The sequence below is a fragment of the Treponema sp. genome (genome assembly GCF_051883275.1).
Classification (GTDB): Bacteria; Spirochaetota; Spirochaetia; order Treponematales; family Treponemataceae; genus Treponema_D.
Genome location: NZ_JBJETK010000015.1, coordinates 61,338 through 75,770, shown reverse-complemented (window position 1 = coordinate 75,770; position 14,433 = coordinate 61,338). Strand labels below are relative to the sequence as shown.

Annotated in this window: 11 protein-coding genes; 7 read left to right on the top strand and 4 right to left on the bottom strand. The window is 42.8% G+C overall.

The window, feature by feature from the left end; genetic code table 11:
• Positions 1-238: 238 nt before the first annotated feature.
• Positions 239-1,984 carry a carbon starvation CstA family protein gene (locus ACI4L0_RS02295; RefSeq protein ID WP_439798549.1) on the bottom strand — a complete coding sequence of 582 codons (1,746 nt, stop codon included), beginning with the start codon at positions 1,982-1,984 and terminating at the stop codon, positions 239-241.
• 45 nt (positions 1,985-2,029) lie between these two features.
• Positions 2,030-2,530 carry a hypothetical protein gene (locus ACI4L0_RS02290; RefSeq protein ID WP_439798548.1) on the bottom strand — a complete coding sequence of 167 codons (501 nt, stop codon included), beginning with the start codon at positions 2,528-2,530 and terminating at the stop codon, positions 2,030-2,032.
• 201 nt (positions 2,531-2,731) lie between these two features.
• On the opposite strand from ACI4L0_RS02290, the gene gdhA reads away from it, so the two are divergent.
• The gene (gene gdhA, locus ACI4L0_RS02285) at positions 2,732-4,087 is read left to right on the top strand and encodes an NADP-specific glutamate dehydrogenase (RefSeq protein ID WP_439798547.1); all 1,356 of its coding nucleotides are present in this window, start codon (positions 2,732-2,734) and stop codon (positions 4,085-4,087) included.
• A 116-nt stretch (positions 4,088-4,203) separates the two neighbouring features.
• Here the strand turns inward: gdhA and eda are convergent, their stop codons facing one another.
• Entirely contained in the window at positions 4,204-4,851 is a 648-nt protein-coding gene (eda, locus tag ACI4L0_RS02280; protein ID WP_439798546.1) for a bifunctional 4-hydroxy-2-oxoglutarate aldolase/2-dehydro-3-deoxy-phosphogluconate aldolase, read from the bottom strand.
• Between the two features lie 435 nt (positions 4,852-5,286).
• Here eda and ACI4L0_RS02275 point away from each other — a divergent pair, with 435 nt between their 5' ends.
• The 5 genes from ACI4L0_RS02275 (at position 5,287) to ACI4L0_RS02255 (ending at position 12,450) form a co-directional block, all read left to right on the top strand.
• The gene (locus tag ACI4L0_RS02275) at positions 5,287-6,285 is read left to right on the top strand and encodes a LacI family DNA-binding transcriptional regulator (RefSeq protein WP_439798545.1); all 999 of its coding nucleotides are present in this window, start codon (positions 5,287-5,289) and stop codon (positions 6,283-6,285) included.
• 51 nt (positions 6,286-6,336) lie between these two features.
• A complete protein-coding gene (locus tag ACI4L0_RS02270; protein ID WP_439798544.1) occupies positions 6,337-7,536 on the top strand; it encodes a sugar ABC transporter substrate-binding protein in 1,200 nt (399 codons plus the stop codon).
• A gap of 360 nt (positions 7,537-7,896) precedes the next feature.
• Positions 7,897-9,219, top strand: coding sequence for a carbohydrate ABC transporter permease (locus ACI4L0_RS02265; protein ID WP_439798543.1), 1,323 nt, complete (start codon positions 7,897-7,899; stop codon positions 9,217-9,219).
• Complete coding sequence (locus ACI4L0_RS02260; RefSeq protein WP_439798542.1) at positions 9,216-10,058, top strand: sugar ABC transporter permease; 843 nt, start codon at positions 9,216-9,218, stop codon at positions 10,056-10,058. Before ACI4L0_RS02265 ends, ACI4L0_RS02260 begins: the two co-directional genes overlap by 4 nt.
• A 229-nt stretch (positions 10,059-10,287) precedes the next feature.
• On the top strand, positions 10,288-12,450 hold the full coding sequence (locus ACI4L0_RS02255) for a beta-galactosidase (protein ID WP_439798541.1): 2,163 nt from the start codon (positions 10,288-10,290) through the stop codon (positions 12,448-12,450).
• A 309-nt stretch (positions 12,451-12,759) separates the two neighbouring features.
• On the opposite strand, the gene ACI4L0_RS02250 is transcribed toward ACI4L0_RS02255, so the two are convergent.
• Positions 12,760-13,176: a hypothetical protein gene (locus ACI4L0_RS02250; RefSeq protein WP_439798540.1), complete on the bottom strand. Its 417-nt coding sequence runs from the start codon at positions 13,174-13,176 to the stop codon at positions 12,760-12,762.
• A 103-nt stretch (positions 13,177-13,279) separates the two neighbouring features.
• On the opposite strand from ACI4L0_RS02250, the gene argC reads away from it, so the two are divergent.
• A complete protein-coding gene (gene argC, locus ACI4L0_RS02245) occupies positions 13,280-14,224 on the top strand; it encodes an N-acetyl-gamma-glutamyl-phosphate reductase (protein ID WP_439798539.1) in 945 nt (314 codons plus the stop codon).
• Positions 14,225-14,433 lie beyond the last annotated feature (209 nt).

Below are 14,433 nucleotides of genomic sequence, written 5' to 3'. Positions count from 1 at the left end.
GAGCCGCTAAAAGCTCAGGTTCAATGATTTTTAGAGATTTCGCCTTTTGGGAGCAATCCTGAAAGGCGTTTTTTTTGTTTAAATTCATTTTTTGACCGCGCGGAATCAGGTGTTTTAGAAGCCTGAATTTTTTTCGCACGTGCAAAAAAAAAGACAGGACTTACGGAAAAAAATTCCCTGTAAATCCTGCCTGTTTTTTTTATCCTGAAAATCTTTCTACGATGTTTTCAGTCTGCGTTTATTTTTTTGACTTTGCCTGTTTTGCAAAAGTCTGGATTCCTTCTACGACAAGGAAAATTGCAAGCACTGCCATCGCTGCAGCAAACAGAAGCTGGAACCAGTTGCCCCAGAAAAATGCGTTCTGTGCGCCTGCTGCCATCGCCTTGATTTTGTTGATTACAGTCAGAATAAGCTGTGTCAATGTTGCCGCAAGCATGAAAATCATCGGAATGATGAACATCTTGTTGTTCTTTCCGACCTGACCGAGCCAGGCTGCAACTGCCATAAGTGCAATTCCTGCAAGCAGCTGGTTTGCCGAACCGAACAAAGACCAAATTGCAGAAAGCTGCAAACCGCCAAGGATACAGCCGATAAGAACCATCAAGCCAGTTCCAAAAACAGGATTTGCAAGAACTTTCCTTACGCCCTTTGCATCTTTCCAGGACTTTTCGCCTTCTTTGAGGAAAAGCTCGCTGAACATAAATCGGCTGAGACGTGTTGCAGAGTCAAGTGAAGTAAGTGCAAAAACAGAAACTGCAAGAGTAAGGAGAGCCTTGATTGTATTGTATACAGTCGTGTTTTCGTCACCGAACAGAAGCGCAATTCCTGCACCGAATGCGTTTGCAGGAGAACCTGAGAATTTCCAGATTCCGTTTTCGTTCGTAAGGAATTTTGAAGAAACGATGCCTACTGCAATAAGCGAAATAATGCCGAGCGCAGATTCGATGAGCATAGAACCGTAGCCGATTGCCTTTGCGTTTCTTTCGTTGTCAAGCTGCTTTGACGTCGTTCCTGTCGCAATCAAAGAATGGAATCCTGAACATGCACCGCACGCAACTGTAATGAAAAGTGCCGGGAACATTGTTCCGATGCTCTGCTTCCAGCCTGTAAATGCAGGAAGGTTGAACGCTACGTTTCTTGCAGCACCTGTGAATGCAGAAAGCACGATTCCAAAAACAGCAACGAGCATAAGCGCATACAAAAGGAACGAAGAAAGATAGTCGCGCGGCTGGAGCATAATCCATACAGGAATCAAAGAAGCAACTGCAATATACAATCCGATGAACACAATCCAGGCAGTTCTTGACATTGCAAAACCAAAGTTCAGTCCAAGCATGATGATAAGCGCAATACAGACAATACCTGCGATTGTAGCAGGAGCAGTCTTAACGCCGCATTTATTCGTAATGATTCCGTAGATTACAGCAAGAACGATAAACAGAACTGAAATAATAGCCGTCGTCTGGTTTCCCGTAGGATTTGCCGTAAAGCCGAATGTCTTTGCTGCATCTGAAGCAGTAAAGAAAGTTGAAGCTACGACATTTACAAATGATGCTATTACAAGAATCAAAACTAAAAGTGCAAAAATAATGAACAGTTTTTTAGACTTTGAACCCATCGAATCCTTGATGATTTCACCGACAGATTTTCCGTCGTGACGAATAGAAGCAAACAAAGAGCCAAAATCCTGAAGTCCGCCGAAGAAAATACCTCCGATAACGCACCACAAAAATACCGGAACCCAGCCAAAAACCGCAGCCTGAATCGGCCCGTTTATAGGACCTGCGCCTGCAATCGACGAAAAATGATGTCCCATAAGAACAGCAGGCTTTGCCTCCACATAATCCACACCGTCGGGTCTTTCTTTTGCCGGTGTCTTTTTTGCGGGGTCAATTCCCCATTGCTTTGCAAGCCATGAGCCGTAAAAAACATAGCCGCAAAAAAGCAGAACTATTGCCGCCATGATAATCAATAAAGCAGCCATTTCTGTGCCTCCAAGAAGAATATAGATTTTATATCAAAGTCATTTTTATGACATAAGACCTGTTTTAGCAAAAAGCTTTTTGACTTCTCTCCCGTGCCAGTTGCTTGCGACTTCATTATTCTGCACTCCAAAAACGGCAAGTCTGAAATTGCTCCAGCCGAAAAGCGAAAACATGTATGATTTATAATGCCTTATTTTTCCTGCTTCACGGGCGGCGTCTTTTTCAACAGAATCTGCAATGACAATAAGAGTAATGTCTGTGCTTCTATGGCCGTAAAAGGGTTTTACTTTTGAAAGTCCGGAATTCCAGGCCGCATCAGAAAGCTCCCTTAGTTTCCGGGCGGAAAGATTTTCTTCAAGTGAAAAATAAACATACTCGCTTGAGTCCATCTCTGCGATTTTTGCCGCCTTTGTCAGAAAATAATATTCTCCCTGCGAATGAAATTCCGCCGTTGCACAGAATGGTTTTTCAGCCGGATTTCTGAAAATATCATAGTATTTCTGATAGGAAAGCAAGAGCGCTTCCAGGCAACTGTCTTTTGTCAATTTTGCAGCCCAGTTAAAGAAAATTTAGTATTTATTATATCCCTGCTTGTAAAAATTTGCAATAAAAGGTTTGAAAATCTGAATTTTCCGCAAGCAATTTTGCCCTTTTCAAAATAAACGATATAGTTTAATATTATTCTGTTTTCTCTTGATTTTTGGGGTTACAAATTAAAAAAAAATCAGAGAAAAAGGGGTTATTCTATGGAATACAATATTAAGAATTCTTATTGTAAACGTGTTTGGGATGACATTTCTGCTCGCTATGCTGATCAGGGTCATTTTCTTCAGGCTGCCGGACTTGTTCTTGAGGCAATTTCTCCTGCTGTGGATAAAATGCCTGAGCTGGAAAACTATGCTGTTCTTGAGCGTTTTGTTGAGCCGGAAAGAATTGTCATGTTCCGTGTTCCGTGGACTGATGATGCGGGAAAAGCTCATGTAAACCGCGGTTTCCGTGTTCAGTTTAACAGCGCGATTGGTCCTTACAAGGGAGGTCTTCGCTTTTCTCCGGAAGTAGGCCTTGATGTTCTTAAATTCCTTGGATTTGAGCAGGTTTTGAAAAATTCCCTCACAACTCTTCCTATGGGCGGCGGAAAGGGCGGCTCTGATTTTGACGGACATGGAAAATCTGATGCTGAAATCATGCGCTTCTGCCAGTCGTTTATCACAGAGCTTTACCGCCATATCGGAGCGGACACTGATGTTCCTGCCGGCGACAAGGGTGTAGGCGGAAAAGAAGTTGCCTATATGTTCGGACAGTACAAGAGAATCACAAACCAGTATACAGGCGTTTTGACAGGAAAGGGTCTTTCATTCGGCGGTTCTCTTGCGCGCACAGAGGCTACGGGCTACGGTCTTATTTATTTTGTTGAATGTATGCTTGCAAAGAAGGGAATGGACTTCAAGGGAAAGACAGCTGTTATTTCCGGAGATGGAAATGTTGCCCAGTATGCTGCTGAAAAGCTTCTTCAGCTTGGCGGAAAGCCTATCACTCTGTCTGACTCAACAGGATATATTCTTGATGAAGAAGGAATTACTTTTGAAAAGCTTGCCTATGTAAAGGAATTCCGCGCCCGCAGGGAAAAAGTGGATGCCTATGTTAAAAAATATCCGTCTGCTAAATTCTTCAAGGGTGAAAAGCCATGGGGCGTAAAGGCTGATCTTGCACTTCCTTGCGCAACACAGGATGAAATTTACCTTGAGGATGCAAAAAAGCTTGTTGCAAACGGCTGTATTCTTGTTGCTGAAGGCGCAAATATGCCTACACGCGCAGAGGCAATAAAGTATCTCCAGGAAAACAAAGTGATGTTCGGTCCTGGAAAAGCTGCAAATGCTGGCGGTGTTGCAGTTTCGGGCCTTGAGATGAGCCAGAACTCTGAGCGTCTTTCATGGACATTCGAGGAAGTTGACTCCAAACTCAAGCAGATTATGGTTAATATCCATGACAATGCCTACGAAACAGCAAAGAAGTACGCTACCGAAGGCGACTATGTTGCTGGCGCTAATATCGCAGGCTTTGTGAAAGTTGCAAATGCAATGGTTGCCCAGGGACTTGTTTAATGTAGCTTAAATGCACTTTGGAAGATCCGTTTTCAATGGATTTTCCAAGTGCGCGAATTTTTTATTGTTGAATGTGATGATTCATGCGGAAGGCTGGATTTCTGCGCGTGGGTCGATTATGGTTCTCTGGCTATCTGGCTGCACAGCTTTTCAATTTCCGGCCAGTTCTTTTCTTTTATAAGAGTGTCTGGGCACATCCAGCTTCCTCCCACAGCCCCCACGTTTTTACACGAAAGATATTCCTTGAAATTTCCGCAGTTTATTCCTCCGGTCGGGATAAAAAATGTCTGCGGAAACGGTCCTGCAAGCGATTTTATCATTTTTACTCCGCCTGAAGATTCCGCTGGAAAAAATTTAAGGAAATTCAGCCCGAATTCCAGAGCCTGTTCTATTTCTCCAGGTGAAAACACTCCTGGAAAAACCGGCATCCTGTGATTTATGCACCATTTTACTGTTTTTGGATTGAATCCCGGCGAAACAATGAAGTCCGCTCCTGCTTTCCGCGCCATTTTTGCAAGCCCGGCGTTTATGACAGTTCCTGCGCCAGTCAGAAAGTCCGGGAATTCTTTTTTTACGGCTTCTATGCAGCGTGCTGTTTTTTCCGCTCCATTTTTCTGGCTGATATTTCTGAATGTAATTTCAACAGCTGTGAATCCGCCTGCTTTTAGCGCACGGGCAAGGCACAGCGCATCTTCCGGGGCTTGGACGCTTGCAACAGGAATGATTCTGGCTTTTTTTATTCTTTCTGCGGTTTCTTCAAACATGGTACAAGTATTGCATAAAAAAAACAGCGGTGCAAGAACGGCGCGGCGATGGCTTTTGACGGCAGCTTTTATGGAATGTCCTTTTGTAAGAAAAATATTATAAATTTATAAAAAAAGTTTGACATATTCTGTCAGCACGTGTATACTTTTCGTGTTGAGCAACCGATTTTTCTTGTTTTATGCGGCTTCTTGGTGTACACTTTAAGAAATATTTGAATGTTTTATACTAGAAAAGATAACTTTAAAAATGCGGTGTTTTAATTCGTGCTGTTATAGCGGTTTAAAACGCGCAGGGAATTTCGGCTTCAATGCTTGAAGATTCTGGTAATGTTCCCCTGTGCATTGCTCGTAAGGGCGGCTTAAAAATTCATTTTCAGTGTTTTTTTTGAGGCATCTAAAAATGGATTCAGGGAAGTTTGGGTTGGAAACGTTTTTATGGAAAGATCAGCTTCTGCTGTTACAATTTCAGATATTGCGTGCGAGCTTGGAGTTTCAAAATCCACTGTGTCCCGTGTTATAAACTGCAAGGGAAGAATTGGCGCGGAAACACGGCGGCGTGTAATGGAAAAAGTGCAGTCATGCAATTATGTTCCTAATCCAATGGCAAAAGGGCTTGTTCTGCGCCGCACTTTCAATATCGGAGTTGTCATACCAAAGAACGAGGAGGATAATCCGTTTTTTCAGAATTGCCTGGTGGGAATTTCCGAGTCTGTGTACAGGTCTGGATATGATGTCCTGATTGTTGTTCAGAGCGGCGGCGATATAACACCTCTGCGGCGGCTTGTCATAAACAGAAAAGTTGACGGCGTGATTTTAACGAGGCTTGAGGAAAATGACGAATCCGTGGACTTCTTGAAAAAAGAAGAAATACCGTTTATTGTAATGGGTACGTCCGGCGATGATGGATTTTGCCATGTTGGAAGCGATCATATTTCCGGCTGCTATGAGATGACAAGGTTTATGGTTAGCCGCGGCTGTGAAAAAGTGGCTGTGCTTGCCGGGGATAAAAAAAACAGCGTGAATACATTCCGTTTTGAAGGGCTGAAGCGCGGTTTTGCATCATCAGGAATTTCCCTGGAGAACAGCATTATCCACTGGAATCTGGAGAACCAGAATTCTGTTTTTTCAGTTCTTCCGGATATCATGAAGCAGAATCCGCAGTGCCTTGTGTGCATGGATGATGTGATTTGCCTTCATGTGCTGAAATGGCTCAGGCAGAATGATTATGAGGTTCCTGCTGATATTCAGGTGATTTCATTTTATGACAGCCAGGTTTTGGAGAACAATATGCCTCCGATTACTGCGCTGAATGTAAATGTTTCAAATTTCACAAAGAAGGCGGGCTGTCTTTTGGTTGACATGATAGAAGGAAAAAAAGTTCCAAGCCATACAAAGGTTGGATATGAAATAAAAATAAGGGAATCTTTCCGCTGATGTGCGGTTTGAATATAATATCTTCATTAGTATGATAATTAGGAGGACAAAATGAAGAAAAGTGTTATTGCGGCAGTTGCTGTAGTATCTGTAGGTTTGCTTGCATTTACAGGATGCAGCAAGAAAGCTGAAAAAGCTGAAAAAATCACTCTCACTGTATGGGAGTCTCTTTTGGGACCTGATGAATTCATTAAGCAGGCTGGTGCAAAATACACAGAGTCACATCCGAATGTAGAAATCAAGTTTGTAAATGTTGAGCTTGGTGATTCAACAGGACAGATTGCTCTTGATGGACCTGCTGGAGTTGGCGCAGACCTTTTTGCTGCTCCGCATGATAAGCTCGGCGAGCTTGTAACAGGCGGCCACGTTGCTCCAACTGTAAATCCTGATTCTGTTTCAAAGGAAGTTCTTGGCGCATGTTCAAAGGCTCTTACATACGAAGGAAAAATGTATGGATATCCTGTAAGCGCAGAAACTTATGCTTTGTTCTATAATAAGGATCTCATTGCAGAAAAAGATGTTCCAAAGAACTGGGATGCTCTTGGAAAATGGGTTGCTGAATTCAACAGCAAGAATCCTGACAAGCGCGGATTTGTAATGGATGTTGGAAACGCTTACTATTCAATCATCTTTACAACAGAAAGCGGAAACCGCATTTTCGGTGCTACTGGCGCAGATACTTCTGCAACATATCTTAACTCAGACTCAGCTGTAGAAGGCATGAAGAAATTCCAGGCTCTCAGAGCTGCTCTTAATGTTCCTGCTGCTGACCTTTCAACAGGCGCATGTGACGCTGCTTTCCAGGGTGGACAGGCTGCAATGCATGTTACAGGACCATGGAATGTTAAGAACTTTGTAGATGCAGGATTGAACTTTGGTGTTGCACCTCTTCCAGCTCTTCCTGGCGAAACAACTCCTTCTGCTTCATTCTCTGGAACACGCGCTATGTTTGTAAGCTCTTATTCAGATCATCCGGAAGAGGCAGCTGATTTTGCTCAGTTCCTTATCAGCCCTGCTATGCAGCAGCTTCGCTTTGATATCACAGGCGCTATGCCTTCTATCAACGTAAAGGTTTCCAGCGAGTATATCGGCGGATTCCTCCAGCAGCTCGACTATGCATTCCCTATGCCTTCTGTTCCACAGATGTCTGCATTCTGGGAAGCATTTGGAAATGCATCAAAGAACATCTGGGACGGTTCTGACGTTAAGAAGGAACTTGATGCTTGTAACGCTGCAATTCTTGGACTCTAATAATAATCCAAATGCGGATTATTTAGCCTAAGAGCTGACGTTTTTATAACCGGGAGAGGCTGTCCGAAATACTGTTGTTTATATATTTTCGGGCAGTCTGGGGAGGGGTTGTTTTTTAGCAGCCCCTCTTGTTTTCTTGCAAAGTTAAAAACAGTTTTTAAGATTTTCAAAGTTGCCTCTGGAAATTTCAGTTTGCAGGGGCGGCTCTAAAAATGTGATGTTTTAAGTTGTGCCATTGACGGCTTAAAACCAGCAGGAATCTCTAAAAAAATAAAATGAATTTTTGGGATTCCCATAATTTTTATGCTGTTTTTCAGTGCTTGATATGTGCTGAACACTGATTTAGTTGCGAGGTGTCTTATGCGGATAGAATCCGATGGAAGTTCTGCAAAAAAGGTAAAAGTTGCATCTTTATGCTTCATGGGATTGTCCCATTTGATTTACCTTAAACAATATGTGAAAGGCGCTCTTTTTGCTGCCCTTGAAATTCTTTTTATTTGCTTTTTGCCGGTAACGTGTAGAAAGATTTTTGAGTTGTTTACTCTTGGCGAGCCGCAGCCGGACATCCCGGTTAAGCTCCGCAATAACTCTGTGTTTATGCTGATCGATGGAATTCTTTTTCTTTCGATTGTGGCTCTTTTTGTTGCTGCTTATATTATTTCTGTAAACAGCGCGAAAAAATCCTATGAAGAATACTGTAGAACCAAGCGTTTTGTTTCCCAGAAAGCGTCTCTGGAAGAACTTGGAAACAAGGCATTCCCTATTACAGGACTTGCTCCATGTGTAGTTATGCTTCTTGTGTTTGTTGTGGTTCCGCTTCTTTTTAGCGTTGCAGTTGCCTTTACTAATTATTCTGCGCCTAATAATATTCCGCCTAAGAACACTGTTGACTGGGTTGGTTTCGATAACTTCAAGTCCCTTCTTTTTGGAGGAACAAACTGGTCTGTTGGATTTGCACGCGTTGCCATCTGGACTTTTGTGTGGGCTGTTGCTTCTACATTCACCTGCTATTTCGGCGGTCTTCTTGTTGCTGTTCATCTTAATGAAAGCGGAATTAAAATTGCTCCTGTTTTCAGGTTTATATTCATTCTGCCTTATGCGGTTCCAGCTGTAATTACAATGATTCTTTGGAAGCAGATGCTCAATGGAACTTTTGGAATTGTAAACCGCACTCTTATCGCCATTGGAATTCTTGATCAGTCAAATCCGATTCCGTGGCTCGGCGATGCTACACTTGCAAAAATCATGTGTATTGTGATAAATCTCTGGGCTGGATTTGGATACTTTATGATGCTTTCAATGGGAACAATGACAGCTATTTCCAGGGATCTGTATGAAGCTGCCAAGATTGACGGTGCCAACGGAAAGCAGATTTTGTTCCATATAACAATGCCGCTTGTTCTGTATCAGACCATGCCTTTGATTATTATGAGCTTTACGCACAATATAAATAACTTTGGAATTATCTTCTTCCTTACAGGAGGCGCTCCTACTGTTGCTGATTCAACAACGACAATGGCGGGCGGAACAGATATTCTTGTTACCTGGATTTATAAGCTCACAATTACAATGCTGCGGTATAATTACGCTTCTGTTATTGCAGTTCTCATCTTTGTTGTTCTTGCTCCTTTTGCAATTTACCAGTTTAGAAATACACGGGCATATAAGGAAGGTGAATTATGAAAAATTACCGTTCATTCAAGACAGTCAGCACGACTTTTTCTTATCTGATTTTTATATTGATTTCTTTGATTGTTTTTTATCCGCTTGTCTATGTTGTGGCTGCTGCTTTTGCGCCCGGAAACGGAATAGCGAATATGAATATTGTTCCATTCAAGGATGGATTTACACTCAAGCACTTCAAGTATCTGTTTTTTGAAACACAGTACTGGATGTGGTTCAAGAATACATTTTTCATTGCTATATGGACAACATTGCTCACCGTTATTATTTCCTCTCTGAGCGCCTATGTTTTTTCGCGCTTTAAGTTTGTCTTTAAGCATAGCCTTTTGATGAGCATGCTGATTCTTCAGATTTTTCCTTCTTTTGTAGGAATGATAGCAATCTATGTTATCCTGAACCGTATCGGCGGACTCGATACTTTGTGGGGGCTTGTGCTTGTTTATGTTGCCGGCGGAATTCCGTATAACACATGGATGGTAAAAAGCTACATGGACACTGTGAGCAAGAATCTTGATGAGGCTGCAAGAATTGACGGAGCAAGCCATTTCAGAATTTTTGGAACAATTATTCTTCCTGTTACAAAGCCGATTATCACTTTCCTTGCGGTTTCCAGCTTTACAGGTCCTTGGATGGATTTTATTTTCCCGAAAATGGTTTTGAGAAGCCCGGAAAAACAGACACTTGCGCTTGGCCTGTTTTCGTTTGTTTCTGACAAGAAAAATGAATTTACGAATTTTGCAGCCGGTTCGCTTGTAATATGCATCCCGTTCGTAATCTTCTTCCTGTTTTCACAGAAAGCAATGATGATGAGCATGGGAACAGCCGCTGTAAAGGAGTAGCAGTAAATTTTTGCTGCCTTGCTTTAAAAGCCGGAAAATGGATATTCTGTTTTCCGGTTTTTTTTATCCCTGTTTTGTGCGCAAACTGTTGCGCAGTTATTTTTTATTCAGTTTTTTCCGCAAAATTTTTCATAGATTTTTTTAAATTTCCATGCTACTATTTTTATAAATCAACACGTGTAGAATAAACGAATAGACAGCTTCTGGCTGCCACTTATGGAGGAAAAGCATGACTTCGTATTCATTTGACAATAAAAGTCTTTTTAAGAATGGAAAAAGATGGTTTCCTGTGATGGGCGAAATTCACTACTCACGCTATCCTGACAGCGGCTGGAAAGAGGCGCTTTTAAAGATGAAGGAAGGCGGTGTTGACATTGTCAGCTCGTATGTAATCTGGATTCATCACGAAGAGATAGAAAATCAGTTTGACTGGACTGGCTGGCGGAACCTCAGAAAATTTGTTGAAACTGTAAAGGAATGTTCTCTTTCTATGGTTTTGCGCATAGGACCCTGGAGCCATGCGGAGGTCAGGCACGGCGGCTTTCCTGACTGGCTGCTTGAAAAATGCCCTGATGCCCGCAATACAAATGACGAAGCCTATTTTGCAGAAGTCGAGGCGTTTTACCGGGCAATTTTTTCCCAGGTCAAGGGACTGCTTTTAAAGGACGGCGGCCCGATTATCGGAATTCAGATTGAAAATGAATTCGGGCATTGCGGCGGACTGACCGGAGCTGAGGGTGAATTCCACATGAAGCGGCTTGAAAAAATGGCAAAGGACATCGGCTTTGATGTTCCGCTGTATACTGCGACAGGCTGGGGCGGAGCCGTTACCGCGGGACTTCTTCCTGTTATGGGCGGCTACTGTGAAGCTCCCTGGGATCCGCGCACTACGGAAATTGAGCCGAGCGGAAACTATGTCTTCACTTATGAGCGGAATGATCATGCCATTGGCTGTGACTTTGGGCTTGGAGAAGGAATCACTTTTGATATGAATAAATATCCGTATCTTACTGCGGAGCTTGGCGGCGGACTTCAGGTTACGCTGAAAAGAAGACCTATCGCCCATGCAAAGGATATCGGCGCAATGAGCCTTGCAAAAATGGGAAGCGGCTGCAATCTTCTTGGCTATTATATGTATCATGGCGGCCAGAACCCTGAAGGAAAACTTACAACGCTCGAGGAAAACATTGCGACCGGCTCTTTGAACGACATGAGCATAAAGAACTATGATTTCCGTGCGCCCCTTGGACAGTACGGGCTTATGAATGAAACTTACGGGGAAATAAAGCTGCTTTCACTGTTCCTGCATGACTTCGGGGAATTTTTGGCATCAACTGAAACTGAAATTCCTGAGGACAATCCGCTTTTGCCGGAAAATTCCACTGACCTTAGAACAAGCTGGCGTTATGTTAAATCCTCGGAAAACGGAAAAAGCAGTGGCTTTGTTTTTGTAAACAATTACCAGCGCAGGCAGAAAATGGCCTCGCACAAGAATACAGTGCTTGCTTCGGAAGTTCAGTTTCCGGCGGTTGACATTGATGACAGGGATTTTTTCTTCCTTCCATTCAACATGAAGCTTGCGGACGGAGTTTTAAAGACTTCCCTGGCAACGCCTCTCTGTGTTCTGAATAATTCCCGCAAAGCCTTTGTGTTTTATTCAGCCGTAAAGCCAGCCGGTTCGCAGTATGAAAAAAACAGCTCAGTGTGTGACGCGGCTTCTGCTTCTTCCAGCCTCTATCAGTTTGAGTCAAAAGCGCCGGACTGTGACATTGTAACACTTTCGCGCGAAGATGCGCTTAAAGCCCATAAGGTTTGTGCTGGTGGAAAGGAATATCTGGTTGTAACCGATTCCGCTCTGTTCCAGGATTTTTCTGACGGACACACAAGGCTTACATTTCAGGACTGCAAAAAAATTTCATTCAAGACATTTCCTGCCCTTGAAAAGACACCTTCGGGATTTTCGGCAAAAGAGTGCGCCTGCGGATTTACCGTTTACACCTGCGCCGAAGATGCCGTGGAAAGCCCGGAAATTGAATGTGAGAAAATTTCTGAAAATGAAGAAACTTCAGTCTATAAAATTTCCGTGGGCGATTGGAAAAGCGGCTGTGATGATATTTTTGTTGACATTGAATATGCTGGAAACTGCGCCCGGCTTTATGAAAACAACACTTTGATTGATGACGGAATTTTTGTAGGCGAACACTATCCGTGGAGCATAGGCCTTAAACGCTATGGAAAAAACGCGCATACATTTGTTCTGGAAATTGATGCACTGAAAAAAGACGCCCCTGTTTTTATTGAAGAGTGGCCGGATTTTGACGGAAAAAATTCTGTCAAGAAAGTAAATGGAGTCAAGGCAAGAACATTCAGTTCTGTTTCTGTGGAACTCTAGCGCAGGGGCGCACCCTAAAAAAGTCCTCCTTGAAATTACGCAGCGAAGGAAGTTTCAACTTCCAGAGCTGCGTAATTCGTCCGCGGAAGCGGACAGTAAAATAAAAAAAGTTTGCGGCGCAAAGTTCGAGTTAAAATAAGCCGCGCAATATCAGCGGATTATTTTAACCAGTCCTTGAAATTACGCAGCGAAGGAAGTTTCAACTTCCAGAGCTGCGTAATTCGTCCGCGGAAGCGGACAGTAAAACAAAGAAAGTTTGCAGCGCAAAGTGCAAGTTAAAATAAGCCGCGCAATTTCAGAGGATATTTTTTAGCTGCCGGAATTTTTGCTGTTCTGTATTTTTTCAAGATCCTTTTGGGCAAGTTTCCTGTATGCGCCTGGAAACTGTCCGGGCTGGCTGGAATTATAAATGTCAAGAATTTCATTTAGAATCGGCTCTGCCTTGCTGAATTTTTTCTGCTTTACATAAATGTGCGCAATTTCAAATTTGCCTTCTATATAAATTGCGGTGTCCATTCCATAACGCTGCAAAAGTATGTCATAATACTTGAGGGCTTTTTTTGTGTTGCCCTTGTCAAATGCAGTCTGCGCGAACTGCACAATTTCAATGCTTGAAACTCCGTCTGCAACTTCAACTTCCGAAGATGCGCACGAAAAAAAGAATGAAGCCAGAAAAAGCGACAAAAAAGAAAAGGCTATTTTTTTCAAAAATATTGAATCTTTCATTCCTAAAGTATATCATTTCAGCGCATGATGTACAATCTGGGAAAATGCCGGGCGAGCCACATTCACCTTGTTCAGCGTTTCCCTGGAATTAAAGAGGCGTAAAATGGCATACAAGGTTTTTATTGACGGAAAAGAAGGAACCACCGGACTGAAAATTTTCGAGAGATTTGAAAATCGCACTGACATAGAAATTCTTCAGATTGACGAAGCAAAGCGCAAAGACCCCGGAGAGCGCGCAAGGCTTATCAACAGCTCTGACTTTACCTTTCTGTGCCTTCCGGACGCGGCCAGCATAGAAGCTGTAAGTTTATGCACAAATCCAAAGACAAAAATAATCGATGCCTCCACTGCCCACAGAACAAATCCTGACTGGGCTTATGGATTTCCCGAGCTTTCAAGGGAGCACCGCCAAAAAATTCAGGAATCAAGCAGAGTTGCTGTTCCGGGCTGCTATGCTTCAGGCTTTGCCTCGATATGCTTTCCGCTTATAAAGAACGGAATAATTTCGCCTGACTATCCTGTTGTGTGCCATGCGGTTTCGGGATATTCCGGCGCAGGAAAAAAAGCGATAGCCCAATACGAATCTCCTGATAGAAATCCTGAGCTAAAAAGCCCTCGTCTTTATGCGCTTACACAGGAGCACAAGCATCTTCCTGAAATGATGAAGGTGAGCGGCCTGGAATTCAAGCCGGTGTTCAATCCGTATATATGCGATTATTTTCAGGGAATGAGCGTTACAATTCCGCTTTATGCAAGGCTTCTTGAAAAAAAACTCAGCGCAAAGGAAATATGCTCTGTGTTCAAAGAGCACTATGAAGGATGCCGTTTTGTAAAGACAGCTGATTTTCTTGGCGAAGGAATACTGACAGAAAATTTCATCGCCGCAAACACTCTGGCAGGAACAAACAGCATGCAGATTTTTGTCTGCGGAAATGACGAGCGCATTGTTATTACAAGCCGGTTTGACAATCTTGGAAAAGGCGCAAGCGGCGCGGCTGTTCAGTGCATGAATATAATGATGGGCATAGATGAGGCGACCGGCCTGTAAATGCTTCCGTGCAAGCCCTGTTTCATGAATAGACAGAAATGGCTGTTTTTTATATAATAGTGGACAAATTACACAACTCGAAAACTGAAAAATTTTCTTTGCTGTGTAATTTTACTTGTCTTTAAAAACATCAGTTTTTATAGATGAGAAAACATGAATAATCCGGATGGGATTGTTCAGTGTTGAATATCTTTGAAAGTGCGTGTTCT

What these genes read in the sequence shown, in the direction of transcription:
- gdhA (WP_439798547.1), top strand. Translation starts at nt 2,732, where the DNA reads ATGGAATACAATATTAAGAATTCTTATTGTAAACGTGTTTGGGATGAC.
- ACI4L0_RS02250 (WP_439798540.1), bottom strand. Translation starts at nt 13,176, where the DNA reads ATGAAAGATTCAATATTTTTGAAAAAAATAGCCTTTTCTTTTTTGTCG.
- eda (WP_439798546.1), bottom strand. Translation starts at nt 4,851, where the DNA reads ATGTTTGAAGAAACCGCAGAAAGAATAAAAAAAGCCAGAATCATTCCT.
- argC (WP_439798539.1), top strand. Translation starts at nt 13,280, where the DNA reads ATGGCATACAAGGTTTTTATTGACGGAAAAGAAGGAACCACCGGACTG.
- ACI4L0_RS02265 (WP_439798543.1), top strand. Translation starts at nt 7,897, where the DNA reads ATGCGGATAGAATCCGATGGAAGTTCTGCAAAAAAGGTAAAAGTTGCA.
- ACI4L0_RS02275 (WP_439798545.1), top strand. Translation starts at nt 5,287, where the DNA reads ATGGAAAGATCAGCTTCTGCTGTTACAATTTCAGATATTGCGTGCGAG.
- ACI4L0_RS02260 (WP_439798542.1), top strand. Translation starts at nt 9,216, where the DNA reads ATGAAAAATTACCGTTCATTCAAGACAGTCAGCACGACTTTTTCTTAT.
- ACI4L0_RS02255 (WP_439798541.1), top strand. Translation starts at nt 10,288, where the DNA reads ATGACTTCGTATTCATTTGACAATAAAAGTCTTTTTAAGAATGGAAAA.
- ACI4L0_RS02295 (WP_439798549.1), bottom strand. Translation starts at nt 1,984, where the DNA reads ATGGCTGCTTTATTGATTATCATGGCGGCAATAGTTCTGCTTTTTTGC.
- ACI4L0_RS02270 (WP_439798544.1), top strand. Translation starts at nt 6,337, where the DNA reads ATGAAGAAAAGTGTTATTGCGGCAGTTGCTGTAGTATCTGTAGGTTTG.